18 protein-coding genes and 1 riboswitch are annotated in these 20,364 nt (G+C 65.4%); of the genes, 7 read left to right on the forward strand and 11 right to left on the reverse strand.

Annotation, left to right across the window (positions count from 1 at the left end; translation table 11 throughout):
* Positions 1 to 12: 12 nt before the first annotated feature.
* The 6 genes from ACV7JP_RS16530 to mog form a co-directional block, all read right to left on the reverse strand.
* Positions 13 to 2,439, reverse strand: a complete 2,427-nt coding sequence (locus ACV7JP_RS16530) for a TonB-dependent receptor (protein ID WP_457796743.1) — start codon at positions 2,437 to 2,439, stop codon at positions 13 to 15.
* 272 nt (positions 2,440 to 2,711) lie between these two features.
* Complete coding sequence (locus tag ACV7JP_RS16535; protein ID WP_457796744.1) at positions 2,712 to 3,104, reverse strand: cytochrome c-554; 393 nt, start codon at positions 3,102 to 3,104, stop codon at positions 2,712 to 2,714.
* A gap of 196 nt (positions 3,105 to 3,300) precedes the next feature.
* Positions 3,301 to 3,924 (reverse strand): alpha-ketoglutarate-dependent dioxygenase AlkB family protein, encoded by a 624-nt coding sequence (locus ACV7JP_RS16540; RefSeq protein ID WP_457796745.1) that lies wholly within the window; start codon positions 3,922 to 3,924, stop codon positions 3,301 to 3,303.
* Positions 3,925 to 3,954: 30 nt separating this feature from the next.
* The gene (locus ACV7JP_RS16545; protein ID WP_457796746.1) at positions 3,955 to 4,581 is read right to left on the reverse strand and encodes a 2,3-bisphosphoglycerate-dependent phosphoglycerate mutase; all 627 of its coding nucleotides are present in this window, start codon (positions 4,579 to 4,581) and stop codon (positions 3,955 to 3,957) included.
* Between the two features lie 16 nt (positions 4,582 to 4,597).
* On the reverse strand, positions 4,598 to 5,413 hold the full coding sequence (dapB, locus tag ACV7JP_RS16550) for a 4-hydroxy-tetrahydrodipicolinate reductase (protein WP_457796747.1): 816 nt from the start codon (positions 5,411 to 5,413) through the stop codon (positions 4,598 to 4,600).
* Positions 5,414 to 5,564: 151 nt separating this feature from the next.
* Positions 5,565 to 6,107, reverse strand: a complete 543-nt coding sequence (mog, locus tag ACV7JP_RS16555; RefSeq protein WP_457796748.1) for a molybdopterin adenylyltransferase — start codon at positions 6,105 to 6,107, stop codon at positions 5,565 to 5,567.
* A gap of 343 nt (positions 6,108 to 6,450) precedes the next feature.
* Between mog and ACV7JP_RS16560 the strand changes: the two genes are divergently transcribed.
* Complete coding sequence (locus ACV7JP_RS16560) at positions 6,451 to 6,954, forward strand: septal ring lytic transglycosylase RlpA family protein (protein WP_457796749.1); 504 nt, start codon at positions 6,451 to 6,453, stop codon at positions 6,952 to 6,954.
* Between the two features lie 427 nt (positions 6,955 to 7,381).
* Here ACV7JP_RS16560 and ACV7JP_RS16565 read toward each other — a convergent pair whose 3' ends face one another.
* Positions 7,382 to 7,594, reverse strand: coding sequence for a hypothetical protein (locus ACV7JP_RS16565; protein WP_457796750.1), 213 nt, complete (start codon positions 7,592 to 7,594; stop codon positions 7,382 to 7,384).
* A gap of 506 nt (positions 7,595 to 8,100) precedes the next feature.
* Positions 8,101 to 9,927 (reverse strand): phosphomethylpyrimidine synthase ThiC, encoded by a 1,827-nt coding sequence (gene thiC / locus ACV7JP_RS16570; protein ID WP_457796751.1) that lies wholly within the window; start codon positions 9,925 to 9,927, stop codon positions 8,101 to 8,103.
* 264 nt (positions 9,928 to 10,191) lie between these two features.
* Positions 10,192 to 10,286, reverse strand: a riboswitch (TPP riboswitch).
* 183 nt (positions 10,287 to 10,469) lie between these two features.
* Here thiC and ACV7JP_RS16575 point away from each other — a divergent pair.
* The 5 genes from ACV7JP_RS16575 to ACV7JP_RS16595 all read left to right on the forward strand — a co-directional run bounded on the left by ACV7JP_RS16575 (position 10,470) and on the right by ACV7JP_RS16595 (position 15,822).
* Positions 10,470 to 10,796, forward strand: coding sequence for a hypothetical protein (locus tag ACV7JP_RS16575; RefSeq protein ID WP_457796752.1), 327 nt, complete (start codon positions 10,470 to 10,472; stop codon positions 10,794 to 10,796).
* 157 nt (positions 10,797 to 10,953) lie between these two features.
* Positions 10,954 to 13,470 (forward strand): cation-translocating P-type ATPase, encoded by a 2,517-nt coding sequence (locus tag ACV7JP_RS16580; protein WP_457796753.1) that lies wholly within the window; start codon positions 10,954 to 10,956, stop codon positions 13,468 to 13,470.
* Positions 13,471 to 13,562: 92 nt separating this feature from the next.
* Positions 13,563 to 14,063 carry a sulfur carrier protein DsrE2 gene (dsrE2, locus tag ACV7JP_RS16585; protein WP_457796754.1) on the forward strand — a complete coding sequence of 167 codons (501 nt, stop codon included), beginning with the start codon at positions 13,563 to 13,565 and terminating at the stop codon, positions 14,061 to 14,063.
* 10 nt (positions 14,064 to 14,073) lie between these two features.
* Positions 14,074 to 14,301, forward strand: coding sequence for a sulfurtransferase TusA family protein (locus ACV7JP_RS16590; RefSeq protein ID WP_457796755.1), 228 nt, complete (start codon positions 14,074 to 14,076; stop codon positions 14,299 to 14,301).
* A 180-nt stretch (positions 14,302 to 14,481) separates the two neighbouring features.
* On the forward strand, positions 14,482 to 15,822 hold the full coding sequence (locus ACV7JP_RS16595; RefSeq protein ID WP_457796756.1) for an OmpP1/FadL family transporter: 1,341 nt from the start codon (positions 14,482 to 14,484) through the stop codon (positions 15,820 to 15,822).
* A 137-nt stretch (positions 15,823 to 15,959) separates the two neighbouring features.
* On the opposite strand, the gene ACV7JP_RS16600 is transcribed toward ACV7JP_RS16595, so the two are convergent.
* Both ACV7JP_RS16600 and ACV7JP_RS16605 read right to left on the reverse strand, forming a co-directional pair.
* Complete coding sequence (locus ACV7JP_RS16600; RefSeq protein WP_457796757.1) at positions 15,960 to 17,066, reverse strand: Mrp/NBP35 family ATP-binding protein; 1,107 nt, start codon at positions 17,064 to 17,066, stop codon at positions 15,960 to 15,962.
* Between the two features lie 176 nt (positions 17,067 to 17,242).
* Positions 17,243 to 18,190, reverse strand: a complete 948-nt coding sequence (locus ACV7JP_RS16605; RefSeq protein WP_457796758.1) for a 2-oxo acid dehydrogenase subunit E2 — start codon at positions 18,188 to 18,190, stop codon at positions 17,243 to 17,245.
* On the opposite strand from ACV7JP_RS16605, the gene ACV7JP_RS16610 reads away from it, so the two are divergent.
* Positions 18,159 to 18,722 (forward strand): DUF29 domain-containing protein, encoded by a 564-nt coding sequence (locus ACV7JP_RS16610; RefSeq protein ID WP_457796759.1) that lies wholly within the window; start codon positions 18,159 to 18,161, stop codon positions 18,720 to 18,722. The genes ACV7JP_RS16605 and ACV7JP_RS16610 overlap by 32 nt on opposite strands.
* A gap of 7 nt (positions 18,723 to 18,729) precedes the next feature.
* On the opposite strand, the gene ACV7JP_RS16615 is transcribed toward ACV7JP_RS16610, so the two are convergent.
* On the reverse strand, positions 18,730 to 20,124 hold the full coding sequence (locus ACV7JP_RS16615; protein WP_457796760.1) for a pyruvate dehydrogenase complex E1 component subunit beta: 1,395 nt from the start codon (positions 20,122 to 20,124) through the stop codon (positions 18,730 to 18,732).
* Positions 20,125 to 20,364: the final 240 nt, after the last annotated feature.

Consider the following 20,364-nt stretch of genomic DNA (forward strand, 5'->3'; position numbering starts at 1 on the left):
TCTTCTCGCGCGCTAGAACTTCGCGTTGACCGTCACGAAGGCGGAGCGGGGCGCGCCGGGCATGATGTTGTTGTTGTTGTGCGCCGAGGCGAAATAGTACGCGCCGAGAATGTTCTCGACATTCACCTGCCCCGAAATATTCTCGCTGAACCTCACGTAAACGGCGCCGTCCCAGCGGGCGTAGCCGGGAATGACCACGGCGTTGTCGAGCGCCGCATAGAATTTGTCATTGTAGATCACGCCGGAGCCCAGGCCCAGAAAGCCGGGCGTGAAGCCGAGCAGCGTGGACACGTCATATTTGTTCCAGAACGAGAAGGTGTTCTGCGGCACGGAAGGGACCACCTTGCCCTTCTCGGTGAAGAGCGGCCCGACGCCCGCGATCGGCACGCGGTCGGAGCTCGTCACATAAGCATGCTGATTGCCGTAGCCGAGCGAGACTTGCCACTCCTTCGTCACCTGCCCGACAAGGCCGAGCTCGCCGCCGGCCGTGCGGGTGTTGGTGAGCACATTATAGAAGGCGTTGATCGCCACCGGCTGATTGCTGCGGTTCAAATTATAGATGGCGCCGGTGAAAAGCACCTCCGGCAGAATCTCCGCCTTGAAGCCGGCCTCCACATTCTCGAAGCCCTGCGGTTGTAGATTAGCCTGCGAGATGGAGAGCGTGTTGAACTGATCGCCCGCCGCCGGCAGGAAGGAGCGCGAATAGCTGCCATAGAGCGAGAGCTGCTCGAAAGGCTTGAAGACGAGGCCGACGCGCGGCGACCATTTGCCGACATTGTTGACGATCGTCTGCCCCCAATAATTGTCGAGGGTGGGCGTCGGATTGATGAGATTGTTGACGAATTTCAGGCGGTAGCTATCGAAGCGCACGCCCGCGAGAATGTCGACATATTTCGTGACGCTGATTTGATCCTGCACATAGCCGGCCGCGAGATCGAGATCCGTGTGGCGGCGGAAGTTGGGATTGGTGAAGATGACGGGCAGGAAGGTCGTCGGCAGACCGAAAAAGGTGTTGATGTTGGCGCCGCCGGTGAAGGGGTTCAGCCAGCGGGCGTTGTTGCGGTTGGTGTCCGACCTCTGATTGCCGAACTCCATGCCGGCGAGCAGCACATGCTTGATCTCCGGCGCCATTTGCAGCGTGTAGGTCAGATCGGTCTGGTTGAAGATGTTCTGACGCGGCGTCTCGTTATTATAGCCTGAAAGCTGGACGCAAGGCGGGAAGGCGCCCGCGCAGTTGAGGCCGTTTGGCACGCCCGGGCCGAAGGTGACGGCGTTGTTCGCGAAGGTGTTCTGATAGAACTTCGCGTAATGGGCGTAGACCGTCTGGTTCTTGATGTTGAGCCCGAAATCGGTCGTGTGGTCGAGCATGAGCGCGACGCGGTCGACGTCGGTCTTGGCGTAATTGACGTCGGGATTGCCGAAGAAGGTCGAGCGCCCCGCGGGGGCGGGATAGCCCGGGTATAGATGAGCGAAGCCCAAAGCCTGCGCGGCGAGGACCGCCGGCGAGGCGTTGTAGTTCACCGACGGAATGCCGCGATCCATCATGCGATGGTCGAAATAATGCTCGTAGCTGAGCGTGACGAAGGTTTTCTCGAAAGGCTTCCAGGTGAAGGTCGGATTGAGGCCCCAGCGCCGCATATTGAAATAGTCGCGGTAGCTGTAGGACTGCTCGAAGAGGCCGTTGACGCGGAAGGCGAGCGTGTCGGTCAGCATCTGGCCGACATCGAAGGTCACGCGCTTGCGGCCGAAGCTGCCGGTCGAGACCTGCATGGAACGCAGCGTCTCGCCATCCGCCTTCTTGGTCACGCGGTTGACCACGCCGCCGCCGCCGCCGCGCCCGAAGATGAGCGCGCTCGGGCCCTTGAGCACCTCGACCGCCTGGATATTGTAGAGGTCGCGGTAATATTCCGCATCGTCGCGAACGCCGTCCGTATAGAAGTCGGCCGTGGTCGGCTGGCCGCGAATGGTGAGCTGGTCGCGCTGCCCTTCGCCCTGCGCGACCGTCACGCCCGGCACATATTGAAGCGCCTGGTTGAGCGTCAGGCTGTTGCGGTCCTGAAGCTGCTGCTGGGTGAGAATGGTGATGGATTGCGGAATGTCGCGGATGGGCGTGTTGGTCTTGGTGGCCGTCGAGGTGCCGCCCGCGAGATAGCCGACCACATTGGTGGGCCCGCGCCAGACCTGTTCTCCCGCCGGGATGAAGGAGGCCTGGGCCGGCCCTCCCGGCCCGGTCGCCGGCGCGGCCGGCGCGCGGACGGATTGCGCGCCGCGCGGCGCCGGGGCGCGCGTCTCGGTCCGGCGGGCGCCGCCGCCGACGTCGATCGTGGGAAGCGTCTGCTGCGCCCGGGCCGGGCTTTCGTAGCAAGCGATGGCGGCGGAGAGCGCGATCAGACCAACCAGCGAACGATCAGACGGCTTCGAGATGGAATTGCCCGGCATTTTGGTACCCCCAAGAACTAAGGGCACGATTTTCCGCATGAATCGAGCCGCTTATCCCGGCTTCAGTATTGCCGCGCCTGGAGCATGGTCAACGTAAAGCAACACACTTTAGAAATCTTACAAGTTTGTCTGCTTTAATGAACTAAAGCATTCAGAGCGCTTGTTGGAATTGTTTCATTCCAAACAATACTATTTTTTCTTGACTGTTGCGCAAATGAAACAAAAAGCGGCCCTGGATCAGGGCCGCTTCCGATTGACCGCTCGAGGCTTTCTTACTTCGTGCCGTCGGCCTTGAACTGGGTGAGATAGGCCCAGACATTGTCCTGGTCGCCTTCCGCGGCGAGGCCCTGGAAGATCATCTTGGTGCCCGGCACCTTGGCTTTCGGGTTCTTGATGAACTCCTTGAAGGAGGCCTCGTCCCAGGTGATGCCCGAGCTCTTCATCGGCTCGGAGTAGTTGTAGCCCTCGACCGAGCCGGCCTTGCGGCCGCTGAGGCCGTTGAGCTGCGGGGCGACCGCGTTCTTGGCGCTTTCCCCGACCTGATGGCAGGCTTTGCACTTGGCGAAGACCTTTTCGCCCGCGGCGGCGTCGCCGGCGAAGGCCTGGCCGGCGGAAGCGGCGAAAGCGACGCTCGCGGCGAACGTCAGCAGGGAAATCGTCTTCATCCTTGATCCTTTCCTCATCCTTGGCGTCGCTCCTGCGACCGCCTATTCTTGAAACGCGCCTGCCGAAATGGCCCCGAGGGCGCTCTTTAGACGGGCTGGAAACTACAAGAAGGGCCGCCCTGACACAATACCGCCACCCTGCAGTCTCGACGCGGCACAATATGGCGTTGGAGCTGAACCGGGACTGAACTCCGTTTCACGTCACCCGCCGCAAGGTCAGATTGACCCGCGCCCCCTGCCCGGTAAGCGGCGCGGGCAAAGACGCCGGCGGCGACGGCAGAATACGGTCGACGCCGTGGAAGCACAGCCGCGCCGGGCCGCCGAAGACGAGGGCGTCTCCGGAAGAGAGCGTGATGGCGCTCGTCTTGTCCGATCTTCTCGGACCGCCGAAACGGAAGCGGCAATCCGCGCCGAGCGAGAGCGAGAGAATCGGCGCGTCGAAATCGGCTTCGTCCCGGTCCTGATGCAGGCCCATCTTCGCGTCGTCGGAATAGACGTTGACGAGGCAGGCCTCCGGCGGCTTGGGATAGCCCGTCAGCGCGTCCCAGACGTCCAGAAGCATTTGCGGGATGGGCGGCCAAGGCGCGCCGGTCCCGGGATGGCGCGCCTCGTAGCGATAGCCCCTGTCCTTGTCGCTCATCCAGCCGAGCGGCCCGCAATTGGTCATGCGCACCGACATGGGCAGGCCGGATTTCGGCATGCGCGACGTGAAGAGCGGCGCCCGCGCGATGACGGCCGCGATCTCGCGCGCGAGCCGCTCCTGCCCGGCGGCGTCGAGGAAGCGGAGATGGTGAAAGGCGCCGGGCGCGATTTCGGGCATAGGCCTTATCTATCCCGCCCGCGCCCGGAATCAGTGCTCCAGCACGGTCTTCGAGGCGACGGTCGAATCGGCGTTGAGCTTGTAGATGATCGGCACGCCGGTCGCGAGCTCGAGCGTCGTCACCGCCTCGGGCGACATCTGCTCCAGCACCATGCAGAGCGCGCGCAGGGAATTGCCATGCGCCGCGACGAGCACGCGCTCGCCGCGCATAACAGGCGGCAGGATACGCTGCACGTAAAAGGGCACGACGCGCGCGACCGTGTCCTTGAGGCTCTCGCCGCCGGGCGGCGGCACGTCATAGGAGCGGCGCCACAGGCGCACCTGCTCCTCCCCCCATTTCTCGCGCGCCTCGTCCTTGTTGAGGCCGGAGAGATCGCCGTAATGGCGCTCGTTCAGCGCGCGGTCCTTGACGGTCGGCACATTGGATTGGCCGAGCTCCTCGAAGATGAGCTCCAGCGTATGCTGCGCGCGCAGCAGCGCCGAGGTGAAGCCGATGCTGAACAGAAGGTCGAGCTTCCTAAGTTCTCGCCCGGCGCGGCGCGCCTCCTCGACGCCTTCAGGCGTGAGATCCGGGTTTTTCCAGCCTGTGAAAAGATTCTTGGCGTTCCATTCGCTCTGGCCGTGCCGGACAAGGACGAGTGTGCGGTGCATGCTCATGAAGGTCTCGCAGAACTCAGGCGCCGGTAAGGCCCAGCACATCGGCCATGGAATAGAGTCCGGGCTCCTTGCCGCGGGTCCAGATCGCCGCGGCGATGGCGCCGCGCGCAAAAATCCCGCGATCCTCCGCACGGTGCGAAAATTCGATTCGCTCGCCCATTCCGGCGAAGATCGCCGTATGGTCGCCGACGACCGTGCCGCCGCGCAGCGCCGCGAAGCCGATCTCCCCGGCCTTGCGCGGTCCGGTGACGCCGTCTCGGCCGCGCGCGCTGTGCCCGGCGAGGTCGATGCCCCTGCCCCTCGCGACCGCCTCGCCGAGAAGCAGCGCCGTGCCCGACGGGGCGTCGACCTTCATTTTGTGATGCATCTCGACGATCTCGGCGTCCCAGGCCGGGCCGAGCGCCCTTGCGGCCTTCTCGATGAGGACCGCCAGCAGATTGACGCCGAGACTCATATTGCCCGAGCGCACGATCGCGGTCGCGCGGGCGGCGTCGGCGAGGGCCGCGAGATCCTCGGATGCGAGGCCGGTCGTGCCGACGACATGCGGCACCCGCGCCCGCGCGGCGGCGCGCGCCATGGCCACCGTCGCGGCCGGGCTCGAAAAATCGATGATGGCGTCGGCCTGGGCCAAAGCGGCTTCGACGTCGCTCGTCACCGGCACGCCGTTCGGCCCCTGCCCGAAGGCGGCGCCGCTGTCGGCGCCGATCGACGGCGCCCCCTCGCTCTCCAGCGCCGCGACGAGCCGCACGCCCAGCGTATCGGGGATGGTCTGCGTCAGCATACGGCCCATACGGCCCGCCGCGCCCACCACGACCAGACGCAAATCGCTCATCCTTCAAGCCCTCGCCTGCGGCAATTTACCGGATGCGCGAATGGGCGACTCGGGCCTTCTGACGCGCACCTCCCTATACAGACGGGAAGACGTTAAGAGAAGCCTTCCGATTGTCGCAAGGCGGATTCCCGGCACCCGCCCGAACGGGTGGCTATTTCCCTGGTCGAAAGGCCTTTACCCGCGTGGGGTCGGTCTCGATATAGGCGGCCCCGATCAGGTCGAGGCAATAAGGCACTGCGGGCATGACGGCGTTCAGGCACAGCTCGATCGCGGCGGGCTTGCCGGGCAGATTGACGACGAGGCATTTGCCGCGATGCGCCGCGACCTGCCGCGACAGGATCGCCGTCGGCGTCTGCGAAAGCGAAACCTGGCGCATCAGCTCCCCGAAGCCCGGCAGCTCGCGAGGGCAAGCCGCGAGCGTCGCCTCCGGCGTGAGGTCGCGCGGGCTCGGCCCCGTGCCGCCGGTCGTCACCACGAGGTCGCAGCCGATCGTGTCGGCCAGCTCGATCAGCGTGTCGCGCACGCTCTCGAATCCGTCCGGAATGATCCGCCGCTCGATGCGGAAGGGGGTCGTCAGCACGGCGGCGAGATAGGCCTCGATCGCCGGGCCGCTCTCATCCTTGTAGACCCCTGCGCTGGCGCGGTCGGAGGCGGTGACGACGCCGATGACGGCGGGGCGGTGGGTGTCGGTCATGTCGATGTCTCCCATCGCCTTTTGGCGCCTCGCGGCGAATTTGTCAGCCGGCTGGCGCCGGCGGCCGGGACCTTCCCGAAAATCCGCAAAGACTCGGGGGTTTTAAAGAAATCACGCTCAGGATTAGTATGAATATTCATCTGATCTCCGCCGGATCGGCGAGCCAATTACGCCGCGACAAAAAAGAATAATTATAAATTGCGCATGTACATATTTTGCCTCAATCGCTCTCTAATAGGCCGATCCTCACTTCGATCGCGCCGCATCTGGTGGAATGAGGAGCATCTTCTTCGATGCGTCTCATTTTTCACTGCGGCGCACCCCATGAGGAGTTCGGTACAGAATGAAGCGTGTCTCTGCTGTGTTTGTCGTGCTTGGCCTGACGACCGTCCCCGCCGCTGCGAAGGACATCCTTTCCAACCTGTTCGGCGGCTCCGGCGCGCGGCAATCACAGCAAATGCAATCCGCGCGGCGGCATGGGCGTCTCAGCCATGTCGACGGCGCGAACGAGGCGGCGAGCCAGGCAATGCCCGAGGGCGCGCGCTCCTTCGTCGCCAGCGCGTCCTATTATGGCGGCGGACCGCGCCGGTTCGAGCCCAACAGCCACACGGCGAGCGGCGAGAGATTCAATCAATGGGGCCTGACCGCCGCCCATCGCACGCTGCCCCTGGGGACGCGCCTACTGGTGTCGCGGGGCGGCCGCTCGGTCGTGGTCCGCGTCAACGATCGCGGTCCCGCGGCCTGGACCGGCCGCAGCCTCGATCTCTCGCGCGGCGCGGCGTCGCGCATCGGCCTGATCTCCAGCGGCTCGGGCGCGGTGCGCGTGCAGGTGCTCGGCCGCAGTTGAACGGCCGGCCCCGCGCCCGGCGGCCTCGCCGGGCGCGGGGCCCTCCGGGCAAATATTATCCTTCGCCGCCAGGTTCCCGCCCCGAGTGGTCTAGTCGATTTTCCGGATTTTGGCTCCCAATATTTTGTCGACGCTGGCTCTTTGCATATTGCCCAAGCAAATTACAGTCCCTCCTGCAGGTAGCGATAGATGAACGCCTGGAGGAACGCGATGGTTCAACACGGACGCAGCTCTCTCATGAAAGCGCTTGCGTATATCGCCGGCGGATTGGGGTTTTTTCTGGTCGTCATGCATCAGGCCTCCCAGATGTTCAGATGATCCTGGAATAGGCTGCGCGCCGTGACGAAACGGCCAAATAGAGAGCGCGCCCGGCCCCAAGCAAAGGCCGGGCGTGATTTCCTGGCTGTTCAGACGCTGTCCGAGCGTCTCAGACGAACATGCCGAAAATGCCCGAGAGGATCGTGAAAACGATCACGGTCGCCGTGACGATGCCGACATCCGTCGTGCCCCAGAGCGCGAGGATGAGGCCCAGCACCGCGCCGGCCGCCGCGCAGATGACGACGTTGGGCGTAATGGCGAAGTCGAAGTTGCGCATGCCCGTATATTTGTCCTTGGGCAGATTGGACTCATGATCCGCCATGACGTTTCCTCCTTCTTGTCGCGCCGGCGCCTCGCCATGGAGGGTCACGCCGTTCCGCCCAGGGAGACAGCCGGATTGTCGTCAAAATGGGGGCGTTCTTCGCCAAAGGAAGGGAAAGGCGCTTGTCCCTCGCGGCATGGCTCGTGGCGGCCGCCGCCGATCCGTAATGGTTCGAGGCGTTCCGATGCGCCAAAGGCGTGACCGGGAATCTGGCGGGCCGCGCAATTACGTGAATGTGCTCAGGGCGATCGGGTGAGGGTTTCCTCATCCTGAGGAGCGAGCGAAGCTCGCGTCTCGAAGGACGAGGAAACCTTCATTTCCCGAAATCTGGAACTCGCCCTCGCGCTTCGAGACGCCGCCTTCGGCGGCCCCTCATGCTTCGAGACGGCTCCTGCGGGGCCTCCTCAGCATGAGGGCGAGGATGCCCGCCCGGCGGCCTTCGAGCGCCGACCTCCCCGTAAAGGGGAGGCATGGGCGGCTAGCCTCCGGGGATTCCTCCAACCAAATCACCCGCTCACATAAATCTCCGCGCCCTTCTCGATAAATTCTTCCGCCTTCTCCGCCATGCCCTTCTCGCGCTCGGCGATCTGCGCGGCCTCCTTGCGCAGATCCTGCGTGATCTGCATGGAGCAAAATTTCGGGCCGCACATGGAGCAGAAATGCGCGAGCTTGTGCGCTTCCTTGGGCATGGTCTCGTCGTGATATTCGCGCGCCGTGTCGGGATCGAGGCCGATCTCGAACTGGTCGCTCCAGCGGAAGTCGAAGCGCGCGCGGCTCATGGCGTCGTCGCGTTCGCGCGCCGCCGGATGGCCCTTGGCGAGGTCGGCGGCGTGAGCGGCGATGCGGTAGGTGATGACGCCCGTCTTGACGTCGTCGCGATCCGGCAGGCCGAGATGCTCCTTGGGCGTGACATAACAGAGCATGGCCGTGCCGAACCAGCCGATCATCGCCGCGCCGATGCCTGACGTGATGTGGTCGTAGCCCGGCGCGATGTCGGTGACGAGCGGTCCGAGCGTATAGAAAGGCGCCTCGCCGCAGGCCTTGAGCTGCTTGTCCATATTGGCCTTGATCTTGTGCATCGGCACGTGGCCGGGGCCTTCGATCATGACCTGGCAGCCCTTGTCCCAGGCGATCTTGGTCAGTTCGCCGAGCGTCTCCAGCTCCGCGAATTGCGCGGCGTCGTTGGCGTCGGCGTTGGAGCCGGGGCGCAATCCGTCGCCGAGCGAGAAGGAGACGTCGTAGCGGCGCATGATGTCGCAGATTTCGTCGAAGCGCTCATAGAGGAAGCTCTCCTTGTGCTTGGAGAGGCACCAGCGCGCCATGATCGAGCCGCCGCGCGAGACGATGCCCGTCACGCGGCTCGCCGTCAGCGGCACATAGGCCAGGCGCACGCCGGCGTGGATGGTGAAGTAATCGACCCCCTGCTCGGCCTGCTCGAGCAACGTGTCCTTGAAGACTTCCCAGTCGAGCTTGAGCGCGTCGCCGCCGACCTTCTCCAGCGCCTGATAGATCGGCACGGTGCCGATCGGCACGCTCGAATTACGGATGATCCAGTCGCGAATATTGTGGATGTTTCGGCCGGTCGAGAGGTCCATGACCGTGTCGGCGCCCCAGCGCGAGGCCCAGACCATTTTCTCCACTTCCTCGGCGACGGACGAGGTCACGGCGGAGTTGCCGATATTGGCGTTGACCTTCACGAGGAAGTTGCGGCCGATGACGACCGGCTCCAGCTCCGGGTGATTGACGTTCGCCGGGATGATGGCGCGGCCGCGCGCGACCTCGTCGCGCACGAATTCCGGCGTGACGAATTCCGGGATCGCCGCGCCGAAGCTCTCGCCCTCGGCGATGCGCTCCCTGGCGGCGTCCGGCGCGCGCGCGCGGCAGAGATTCTCGCGATGCGCCACATAGATCATCTCTTCCGTGACGATCCCGGCGCGCGCGAATTCGAGCTGTGTGACGGGCGCGGCGCCCGCGGCGCGGTAAAGCTTTCGCTCCGCCGGGCACGGGGGAACCAGGCGCTCGCCCTCGGCGAAGCCGTTGTCTTCGGGCTTCACCGCGCGGCCCTGATAGGTCTCGAGGCCCGCGCGCGTCGCGAGCCAGGGCCGCGCCGCCGGCAGGCCGGCCGAGAGGTCCGGCGTGAAATTCTCGCAGCTATAGGGGCCGGACGAGTCGTAGACGCGCAGCGGCGGCTCGCCGCTGGAAGGATCGAGCGCGATTTCCCGATAGGGCGCGCGAATGTCCGGGCGGCCCTCGGGCGACGAATAGACCTTGCGCGACCTGCCGATGGGGCCGGTGGTGACGCTGAGCGGCGTGCGTTTGTCGTGGACGTTCATGGTCGCGCTTCCCTCTGGATCGCGCTCCTTCAAGAGGAGCGGATGTGGCTTGCGTCAGCCAGAATTCGCAGTGTGGACCCCCACCCCGGCCCTCCCCCTTGCAAGGGGAGGGAGCAAAAGCGCCGCCGCCCGTAATCCCCTCCCCCTGCAAGGGGGAGGGTCAGGGAGGGGGTCCCCGCCCGAGATCAGCGACGTCGCCTCCCGGCTGACGCAACTCTTATTGGATCACGCCAGCGAAGCGCAGAAGGGGGATTACGGGCGCAAGCGTCCCTGCCCTGGCATTCCCTCCGCCGGCATGACCCGGATCAGGTTCGACGGGTGCTTCTCAGCCGCGACAAGCGGCGCCCCTCGCCATTGCGTGAAAACTAGTCGCTCGGGCGCGCGCCGGCAAGCGGTCCGGGCGGGCGGCCTCGGGCGCGGCGGCCGGATCATGTGCGAGGGGGCGTGATCGGACTGTCACAATTGTTTTTTGAAACTGTGCTTTGGACCTCAGCCAGAGCGCAAAGCTCGCAAGTCTCGCATCCACACATAGAGCGCCAGCCATGAAAAAGCTCCTGTTCGTCCTCGCGATTCTCCCCTCATTCGCCTATGCGGCCGACGACGCCGTCGATTGCGCCAAGAAGGACGGCGCCGTCAAATGCGAGGTCAAGAAGGACAAGGTCGTCGTCGACGCCATCATGGTGAATGGCGGCGAGTGCCCGGTCGCCGACTCCGACAAGGTCCTGCATCACGCCTACAATAAGGGCGACAAGTTCACCGTCCCCGCGAAAAGCGCTTACCCGCTGCCGGGCTTCGACGATTGCGGCTATGTGCGCGCCGTGACGATCAAGACCCACGACGGCAAGAAGAAGACCTTCGAGGCGCTGTAATCCGTCCGGACGTCCGCCGTTCTCCCCAAGGGGCGCTTGCGAGGCAGGCGCCCTTTTCATTTATCTGCGGACTTTCTCCTGACCGCCTCTTCCGCGATTGGGCGATTCCGCAGCGTGATCTAGAGTGGCTGTCATCCGATCCGGCGATACGGGCAGAATGACGCAACCTTCTCTCTCTGGTCTCTCATCCGACGAAGCCGCTCGGCGGCTTGCCGAATATGGCGCCAACGCGCCGCCGCAGCCCAAGCCGCTCGGCGTCTTCAGCATCGTGCTGCGCACGCTGAAAGAGCCGATGTTCTTCCTGCTCGCCGCGGCGGCCGCCCTCTATCTTTTCGTCGGCGATCTCGGCGAGGGCCTGTTCATGGTCGCCGGCGCGAGCGCGTCCATTGCGCTCGTCGTCGTTCAGGAATTCCGCAGCGAGCGGGCGCTGCAGGCTTTGCAGAGGCTTGCGGAGCCCATGGCGCATGTCCTGCGCGACGGCGCGGAGCGGCGCATCCCGGCGCGCGATCTCGTGCCGGGCGACGTCCTGCTTCTCGGCGAAGGCCAGCGAATCCCCGCCGACGCCATGCTGCTTTCAGGCGACGCGCTTGTCGTCGACGAGTCGATCCTCACCGGCGAATCCGCGCCGGTCGCCAAGAGGCTCGCCGGCGAGGGGGCCGACGCCGCCTTCCCCGAGCCCGGCGGCGACGACACGCCTTTCCTCTACGCCGGCTCCATGATCGTGCGCGGCTCGGGAGTCGCGCGCGTCCGGCGCACCGGGCCGCGCACGGCCGTCGGCGGCCTCGGCGCGTCGCTCGCCGCGATCCAGGGCGAGCCGAGCCCGCTGCAGAAGCGCACGGGAGAGCTCGTCGCCAGGCTCGGCTTGTTCGCGCTTCTTTTCTGCGTCCTCGTGATCGTCGCCTATGGCCTCGTCCATGGCGACTGGTTCGAAGGCGCGATCGCGGGCATCACGCTCGCAATCGGCCTGCTGCCGGAGGAGTTCCCGATGGTGCTGGCGATCTTCCTCGCCATCGGAGCCTTCCGGCTCGCCGGACGCAACGTCCTCGTGCGCCGCTCCTCCGTCACCGAGACTCTGGGCTCGACCTCGCTCCTCTGCGTCGACAAGACGGGCACGCTCACCCAGAACCGCATGGCCGTGGCTCGGCTTTACACCGGCGGCGCCGTCGAGCCCGTTCCCGCGGCGCCGGACGCCGAACAGCACCGGCTCATTCAGGCGGCGCTGCGGGCCTCTTCCGAGAACCCCGTCGATCCGATGGACAGGGCCGTCCATGCGCTGGCGGAACGGCTGGAAATACCGGCGGGCGGAACGGCGACGGAAAGCTTTCCGATCAAGCCCGAGCTTCTCGCCTTCATTCAGTCCTGGCGCGTCGCGGGCGGCGCGCTGAAAGCGGCGAAGGGCGCGCCGGAAGCGATCTTTCGCCTCGCGAATGTCGGCGCGGAGGAACACGCGCGTTACGCCGCCATCGTCGAGGAGCTGGCGCGGGAGGGCCACCGCGTGCTGGCGGTCGCCGAAACCCCCGCCACCGACGGCGATCTCGACAAGGCGCCCTATGTTCTCCTCGGCGTCCTCGCCTTTGAGGACCCTGTCCGCGACGACGTGCCGGCGGCCGTCGCCGCCGCGCGGCGCGCGGGGGTGGAAGTCGCCATGATCACAGGCGATTATCCGGCCACCGCGCTCGCCATCGCCCGGGCGGCGGGCATCGACGCGTCGGGCGGCGTATTGACCGGCGCCGAGGTCGCCGGGACGCCGCCGGAAATGGTCGCGGAGCGCATCAGGAAAGTGCGCGTCTTCGCGCGCGTCATGCCGACGAGCAAGCTCGCGCTTGTGGAGGCCTTCAAGGCCGATGGGCATATCGTCGCCATGACGGGCGACGGCGTGAATGACGGGCCGGCGCTTGCCGCCGCTCATATCGGCATCGCCATGGGCCAGCGCGGCTCCGACGTCGCGCGCGAGGCCGCTCATATCGTTCTGCTCGACGACCGCTTCGCCTCCATCGTGGCGGGCGTCGAGCTCGGCCGGCGGATCTCGTCCAATCTCCGCAAGGCGCTTACCTATGTCACCGCCATCCATATTCCGATCGCGGGGCTCGCGCTCACGCCGATCCTCATGGGGCTGCCGCCCATGCTGCTGCCGGCGCATGTCGTGCTGATGGAGTTGATCATCGACCCGACCTGCTCGCTCGCCTTCGAGGCGGAGCCCGGCGAGAAGGACGCGATGCTGAAGCCGCCGCGCCCGCAGAGCGAGCCGCTCTTTGGCGCGGGCGATCTGCTGCTCGGCGTCGTTCAGGGCTTTGCGGTCTTTCTGGCGGTGCTCGCCGTTTATGTCCTCGCCAACGGCTTAAGCGTCTCCGAGGCGCAGGCGCGCGGCCTCTCTTTCGCGACGCTGATCGCCGGCAATCTGACGCTCGCCCTGTCCGACGCGCTGCCGAAGGGAGTCTCGCCTTTCGCGCGGGAGAATCTGTTCTTCTGGGCGATCGCGGCGGGGGCGCTGTCGGTGGTCGCCGCCGCGCTCTATTTCCCGCCGCTCGCCGAATTGCTGCGTTTCGCGCCGCCTCCGGGGGAAGACCTCGCTTTGGCGTCGCTCCTCGCGATCAGCGCGGGCGGATGGTATGGCATGTGGCGGCGGTTGATCGGCCCGCCCGAAAAAGCCATGTCCATGAGATCGGCGGGCTAGGTTTACGGCCGCGCCGCGGGCGTTTGCATTTCGCCCGCGCCCGCTGCTATGGGCTTCGCCTCGCCGCACATGCGCGCAAGGAGCGGATTCAGGTGACGAACGAGACCGCCGGGAACCGGAAATCGCTTTCCATCATCGTGTCGAAAGGCACGCTCGACTGGGCCTATCCTCCCTTCATCCTCGCGACGACGGCGGCCGCGATGGATATGGACGTGACGCTCTTCTTCACCTTCTACGGCCTCGGCCTGCTGAAGAAGGAGCTCGATCTCGAAATTTCGCCTCTCGGCAATCCGGCGATGAAAATGCCGGTCGGCGGCCTGCATCTCGGCATGCCCAATCTCGTCGCCGCGCTGCCGGGCGTCACCGCCGGCGCGACCGCGATGATGAAGAACGTGATCGAGAAGAAAGGCGTCGCGACCGTCGAAGAGCTGCGCGACATCGCGCTGGAAAGCGGCGTGAAGCTTGTCGCCTGCCAGATGACCATGGACCTCTTCGAGTTCAAGAAGGAGGACATGATCGACGGAGTCTCGTTCGGCGGCGCGGCGACCTATCTTTCGGAGGCCGTGAAGGCCGACGTCAACCTCTTCATTTGAGCGAAGCAAAATGACCGACAAGACCGTCGACGCGCGCGGCCTCAACTGCCCGATGCCGATCCTGCGCGCCAAGAAGGCGCTGAAGGAGATACCGGTCGGCGGCGCCCTGGAGGTGCTCGCAAGCGATCCCGGCTCCATGTCGGACTTCGAGGCCTTCACCAAGCAGACCGGCGACGAGCTGGTCAGCGCCGAGCGGCTGGACGCGCATTTCCGTTACGTCATCCGGCGAAGAAGCTGATCCTTCATGGGGATCGCGGCCCCTGCGCAGGCTAAACTGTTGCAGGAACGTGACAATGCTTGGCTTTTTCGATTGCCGAGATCAAGCGGCCTGCCTGTCCTGCGCCGACTCTGCTACGCTGTGCTTTAGTTGTTCTGCGTCGTCTATTCGCGTTTCAGGAACGGATTAGGCAGCCCACAAATGCAGAAGATCCTCACGCGACGTTTTGCGCTCGCCGTCTCCGCGCTGCTGCTCGCGGACGCCGCCCCGGCGATCGCGGCCGACGGCTATTTCATGATCGGCTACGGCCCGCGCCAGAAGGCGCTTGCGGGCGCCGGCGTCGCCGATCAGCGCGACTCCATGGCCATCTCCATGAATCCCGCCGGCATTGTCGGCCTGGAGCGCCAGTTCCAGCAGGGCATAACGATCATCAATGGCGAGCGCGGCTACTACACCGGCGGCGCGCCGGCGGTCGTCGCGCCCGGCTATGTCGAGAGCGGGCGTCCCTGGTTCCCCGTGCCGAACGCCGGCTATGTCCAGCCGATCGACGAGAAATCGGCCTGGAGCGTCGCCGGCTATGCGAATGGCGGCATCAACACGGCCTATGATTGGGGCCATTGGCATGGCCCCAATGGCGGTCCTCTCGGCGGCGGCTTTGCGGGCGTCGATCTGCAACAGGCCTTTTTCAGCGTGTCCTATGCGCGCCGCTTCGACACGGGAATCGGCCCTGTCACCATCGGCTTCGCGCCCACGGTCGCCGCGCAGATGTTCAATTTGCAGGGCGTCAAGGGATTCGCGCCCTATGCGTCGAACCCCTGGCAATTATCCGACATGGCCTATGACTGGTCGTGGGGCGGCGGCGTTCGCGCGGGCCTCGTCTGGGGCGTCACGGACCGGCTCCGCTTCGGCTTCTCCGGCTCCACGCCAATGTGGATGTCGCGCCTCGATAAATATTCCGGCATCATCGCCGATCACGGGCGCTTCGACATCCCGGCCAGCATGCAGGCGGGCTTCGCCTATGACGTGCTGCCCAATCTGACGGTGATGGTGGATTGGCGGCACATTTTCTATTCGATGCAGGCCACGCTCGGCAATCCGTCGAATCCGCTCACCTACCGCTCGATGGGCATAGCGAACGGTCCCGGCTTCGACTGGACCGATGTCGACGCGGGCGCGATCGGCGCGGAGTGGCGCTATTCCCCGACCCTGACGCTGCGCACGGGCTATCACTACAGCGCCAATCCGATCCGCGCGCGTTCGGTGACGGTGAACGTCCTGGCGCCGATCCTCAACCGCCACCATGCGTCGGTCGGCGCCAATTACGCCTTCACCAGGAACTCGTCGCTCGACTTCGCCTTCGTCTACGCCTTCAAGAACGCGTTTACCGGCCAGGAGTGGATCCCGCAGCGGCCGGGCCTCCCCTTCGGCGCGCTCAATCCGCGCGCGACGATCACGCCCTGGGTGCAGGCCTGGGAATTGACGCTCGGCTACAACTACAAATGGGACGCCGGCGACCATTCGATCATCCCGGCTCACTTCTGATACGGTTTCCGCCTGACGCTTCGCTGCGACGCTCCCCGCGTCATTGCAAGGGAGCGAAGCAATCCCGAGAGCCGCGATCGCGACGCTGGATTGCTTCGCTCCGCTCGCAATGACGGGCGCGCGGCGATGCGGGCGCTTCAACCCACGACGATGTTCGGCGCGGCGCGCTGCCTGTTCGTTTCGAGCAGCGTCTTCACCTTGGCCGCGAGGTTGAGATAAACCGCCGCCTGCGGGCTGTCGGGCTCGGCGCCGACGACGGGCTTGCCGGCGTCGGAGGTTTCCCGAATCTTCATATCGAGCGGCGCTTCGCCGAGGAAAGGCACGCCCAACTTCTCCGCATCGTGACGCGCGCCGCCATGCGAGAAGATTTCGGACCGGCCGCCGCAATGCGGGCAGAGGAAGTAGCTCATATTCTCGATAATGCCGAGGATCGGCGCCTCGACCTTCTGGAACATGGCGACCGCACGGCGCGCGTCGATGAGCGCGAGATCCTGCGGCGTCGAGACGATCACCGCGCCGGCGATCGGCGTCTGCTGCGCCATTGTGAGCTGCACGTCGCCGGTGCCGGGCGGCATGTCGACGACGAGCGCGTCGAGATCGCCCCAGAGCACATCGCCCAGCATTTGCGTCAGCGCCTGCGCGACCATCGGCCCGCGCCAGACCATGGGCGTATTCTCGTCGACAAGGAATCCCATGGACATGATCTTCACGCCATAGGCTTCGAGTGGAACGAGCTTGCCGTTCTCGACCCTGGGCTTGTCATGCAGGCCGAAGAGGCGCGGCGCCGAGGGGCCGTAAATGTCGGCGTCCAGCAGTCCGACGCGCCAGCCCTGCGCGGCGAGGCCGAGCGCGAGATTGGCGGAGGTGGTCGATTTGCCAACGCCGCCTTTGCCGGACGCCACGACGATGATGTAGCGGATTTTTTCCAGCGCTGGCGCCATGCCCTTGCGTTGTTGCGGCGGCGGCGCGGCGTGGGAATGGTCGTGGCGATGGTCATGCGCGCCCGGCGCGCGCTCGGCGGTGAGCGTCACAACGGCCGACTCGATGCCCGGCACGGCCCTGATCGCCTTCTCGGCGTTGACGCGCGCGACCTCCCATCCCTCCGGCTTGGCGGGATCGCCGGCGAGCGAGACAAAGGCCTTCGCGCCGGAAAGATTGACGCCGCTCACCGCCCGCGCCAGCGATATCCCGCCAGGACCATATAGATTTTCGAGCGCTTTCAGAATGTCAGCTTCGGTCGCCACGGGCCGCTCCTTGCCTGTTTAGAGTAATTCTAGACAAGGATATGCCGCCAAATGCGCTGCGCGTCCATGCGAATATTCGGTTTGGCTTTGCTTACGCCGTCATTGCGAGCGGAGCGAAGCAATCCAGAGCCACATCGCGGCCCCTGAATTGCTTCGCTCGCAATGACGAAGGGGGCTTACGCGAACAACGCCATGGGCTGCTCGATGAGCGTCTTGAACGCCGCCAGCAGCTCGGCGCCCAGCGCTCCGTCGACCGCACGGTGATCGCAGGAAAGCGTCACGCTCATGATCGTCGCGACGACGGGCTCGCCGTCTTTCGCGACCATGCGCTGCTCGCCCTTCCCCACGGCGAGGATCGTCGATTGCGGCGGATTGATCACGGCCGAGAAGCTTCGGATTCCATACATGCCGAGATTGGAGACCGCCGACACGCCGCCCTCATATTCGTGGGGCTTGAGCTTACGCTCGCGCGCGCGGCCGGCGAGCTCCTTGATCTCGTCGGAAATCTCGCGCACCGTCTTCGCCTGCGCGTTGCGGATAATGGGCGTGATCAGCCCGCCCGGAATCGCCACGGCGACGCCGATGTCGGACGCCTTATGCTTCAGCATCGACTCGGGCGTGAAGGTGACATTGGCGTCGGGCGTGCGCTGAAGCGCGAGCGCCAGCGCCTTCACGACGTAATCATTGACCGAGGTCTTCCACTCGGGCGAGCCGTCGGCGCGCTTGGGCGCGGCGGCGTTGAAATCCTCGCGCAGCTTCAACAGCGCGTCGATCTCGCAATCCATGTCGAGATAGAAATGCGGGACGGTCTGGATCGACTCGGTAAGGCGCCGGGCGATCGCCTTGCGCATGGAGTCGTGCGGGACCTCTTCATAGGAGTCGATCTCATAGAATTTCCGCGTCGTCTCCGCCGACGGCGCCTCGGCGAGCCGGGCAGGCGCCGGCGCGGCCTTCTTCGCGGCGCCGCCAGCGAGCGCGCCCTTCACGTCGCGCTCGATGATGCGGCCATGCGGGCCGGAGCCGGCGAACGGGGCGAGATCGAGTCCGGCCTCTTTCGCAAGACGCCGCGCGAGAGGCGAGGCGAAGATGCGGGTGGCGGGAGCCGCCTGGGCGAGCGCGTTCATGTCAGTTCGCCATCCCGGTTGGAAACAGCGTCAATTTGGATCGCAGATATGTTACATTTTCGAAAAGCGGACGCCACGGCGATTGGAGGCAAGCGTGTCGAACGCACGACTTTACGACGACGACTTTTACGCCTGGGCGAACGAACAGGCGGCTCTTCTGCGCGCCGGCAAGTTTTCGGAAGCCGACATCGAGCATATCGCGGAGGAGATCGAAAGCATGGGCAAGACCGAGAAGCGCGAGCTGATCAGTCGTTTGACGGTGCTCATTCTTCATCTGTTGAAATGGCGATTCCAGGCGAGAATGCGGAGCAGAAGCTGGCGGCTGTCGACTGAGGGCCAGCGCCTTGATGTGCGGTCTCATCTTTCTGACAATCCCAGCCTGAAATCGCAACTCGACGGAGCGATCGCCCTTGCCTACCGGCGGGCGCGCATCGAGGCGGCGCGCGAAACCGAGCTCGATGTGGACGAGTTTCCCGGCGTCTGCCCCTGGACCTTCGAGCAGATGATGTCGCAAGATTTTTGGCCCGAGTGACGTTGTCTTACTCCCGGTAAAGCACGGCCTTCGCCGCCGCGACGACTTCCGCCACGCTCGGCAGCGCGAGCTTCTCGAGATTCGCCGCATAGGGCATCGGCACGTCCTTGCCGGTGACGCGCGCCACGGGCGCGTCGAGATAGTCGAAGGCCTCCTGCTGCAAGCGCGCCGCGATCTCGGAGGCGATCCCGCATTGCGGCCAGCCTTCCTCGATCGCCACGCAGCGGCCGGTCTTCTTCACCGATTCCACGATGGTCGCAATGTCCATGGGACGCAGCGTGCGCAGGTCGATCACCTCCGCCTCGATCCCCTCCTTCGCCAGTTCCTCGGCCGCGCCGAGCGCGTAGGTCATGCCGATGGAGAAGGAGACGAGCGTGACGTCGGTTCCGGGCCGCGCAATGCGCGCCTTGCCGATCGGCAGCACGAAATCTTCTAGGGCGGGAACTTCCGAGGTCTTGCCGTAGAGAATTTCATTCTCGAGGAAGACGACCGGATTGTCATTGCGGATCGCCGCCTTCAGCAGGCCCTTGGCGTCGCTGGCGTTGGACGGCGCGATGACGATGAGCCCCGGCACCTGCGAATACCAGGCGGAATAATCCTGGCTATGCTGCGCGCCGACGCGCGCGGCGGCGCCGTTGGGCCCGCGGAAGACGATGGGACTGCGAATCTGCCCGCCGGACATATAGAGCGTCTTCGCCGCCGAATTCACGACGTGGTCGATCGCCTGCATCGAGAAATTGAAGGTCATGAACTCGACGATGGGCCGCAGGCCCGCGAAAGCCGCGCCGACGCCGACGCCCGCAAAGCCATATTCGGTGATCGGCGTGTCGCGCACGCGCATCGGCCCGAATTCTTGCAAGAGTCCCTGCGTGACCTTATAGGCCCCCTGATATTCGCCGACCTCCTCGCCCATGACGAAGACGTTGGGATCGCGGCGCATCTCCTCCGCCATGGCGTCGCGCAGCGCTTCGCGCATGGTCATGGGGATCATGGTCGCGCCGGCCGGAACCTCCGGCGTGGCTGCAATGGCGGGCGGCGCGGCGGCCTCGGCCGCCGCTTCCGTGCGCGCCTTATTGGCTTCGCCCGGCTCGTCCTGCGGGGCCGTCGGCGGCGCCGGCGCTTTCGCGGCGGGCGGCGCCGCCACGCTCGAAACGTCCTCGCCCTCCCCCGCGATCACGGCGATGGGCGTATTGACCGCGACATTCTCCGTGCCGCCGGGCACCAGAATGCGCGCCAGAACGCCCTCGTCGACCGCCTCGACCTCCATGGTCGCCTTGTCGGTCTCGATCTCGGCGATGACGTCGCCGGCCTTGATCTCGTCGCCTTCGCTCTTGAGCCATTTGGCGAGCTTGCCCTGCTCCATGGTGGGCGAGAGCGCGGGCATGAGGACGTTGATGGTCATGGCGTCACCCGCGTCGCGACGCGCGCCCCCTTGCCGTAAGGGTCCGGGGCGATCGGGTGAAGGACGACAAACCTCGCCCTCATGCTGAGGAGGCTCCGCAGGAGCCGTCTCGAAGCACGAGGGCAAGCTCCTGATCTCGGGAAATGAAGGCTTCCTCGTCCTTCGAGATGCGAGCTTCGCTCGCTCCTCAGGATGAGGAAACCTTCACCCGATCGCCCTGGGTGAGGGGCCGGGGCCATT

Source organism: Methylocystis sp. S23, assembly GCF_054106005.1.

What these genes read in the sequence shown, in the direction of transcription:
- ACV7JP_RS16530 (WP_457796743.1), bottom strand. Translation starts at nt 2,439, where the DNA reads ATGCCGGGCAATTCCATCTCGAAGCCGTCTGATCGTTCGCTGGTTGGT.
- ACV7JP_RS16535 (WP_457796744.1), bottom strand. Translation starts at nt 3,104, where the DNA reads ATGAAGACGATTTCCCTGCTGACGTTCGCCGCGAGCGTCGCTTTCGCC.
- ACV7JP_RS16540 (WP_457796745.1), bottom strand. Translation starts at nt 3,924, where the DNA reads ATGCCCGAAATCGCGCCCGGCGCCTTTCACCATCTCCGCTTCCTCGAC.
- ACV7JP_RS16545 (WP_457796746.1), bottom strand. Translation starts at nt 4,581, where the DNA reads ATGAGCATGCACCGCACACTCGTCCTTGTCCGGCACGGCCAGAGCGAA.
- dapB (WP_457796747.1), bottom strand. Translation starts at nt 5,413, where the DNA reads ATGAGCGATTTGCGTCTGGTCGTGGTGGGCGCGGCGGGCCGTATGGGC.
- mog (WP_457796748.1), bottom strand. Translation starts at nt 6,107, where the DNA reads ATGACCGACACCCACCGCCCCGCCGTCATCGGCGTCGTCACCGCCTCC.
- ACV7JP_RS16560 (WP_457796749.1), top strand. Translation starts at nt 6,451, where the DNA reads ATGAAGCGTGTCTCTGCTGTGTTTGTCGTGCTTGGCCTGACGACCGTC.
- ACV7JP_RS16565 (WP_457796750.1), bottom strand. Translation starts at nt 7,594, where the DNA reads ATGGCGGATCATGAGTCCAATCTGCCCAAGGACAAATATACGGGCATG.
- thiC (WP_457796751.1), bottom strand. Translation starts at nt 9,927, where the DNA reads ATGAACGTCCACGACAAACGCACGCCGCTCAGCGTCACCACCGGCCCC.
- ACV7JP_RS16575 (WP_457796752.1), top strand. Translation starts at nt 10,470, where the DNA reads ATGAAAAAGCTCCTGTTCGTCCTCGCGATTCTCCCCTCATTCGCCTAT.
- ACV7JP_RS16580 (WP_457796753.1), top strand. Translation starts at nt 10,954, where the DNA reads ATGACGCAACCTTCTCTCTCTGGTCTCTCATCCGACGAAGCCGCTCGG.
- ACV7JP_RS16590 (WP_457796755.1), top strand. Translation starts at nt 14,074, where the DNA reads ATGACCGACAAGACCGTCGACGCGCGCGGCCTCAACTGCCCGATGCCG.
- ACV7JP_RS16595 (WP_457796756.1), top strand. Translation starts at nt 14,482, where the DNA reads ATGCAGAAGATCCTCACGCGACGTTTTGCGCTCGCCGTCTCCGCGCTG.
- ACV7JP_RS16605 (WP_457796758.1), bottom strand. Translation starts at nt 18,190, where the DNA reads ATGAACGCGCTCGCCCAGGCGGCTCCCGCCACCCGCATCTTCGCCTCG.
- ACV7JP_RS16615 (WP_457796760.1), bottom strand. Translation starts at nt 20,124, where the DNA reads ATGACCATCAACGTCCTCATGCCCGCGCTCTCGCCCACCATGGAGCAG.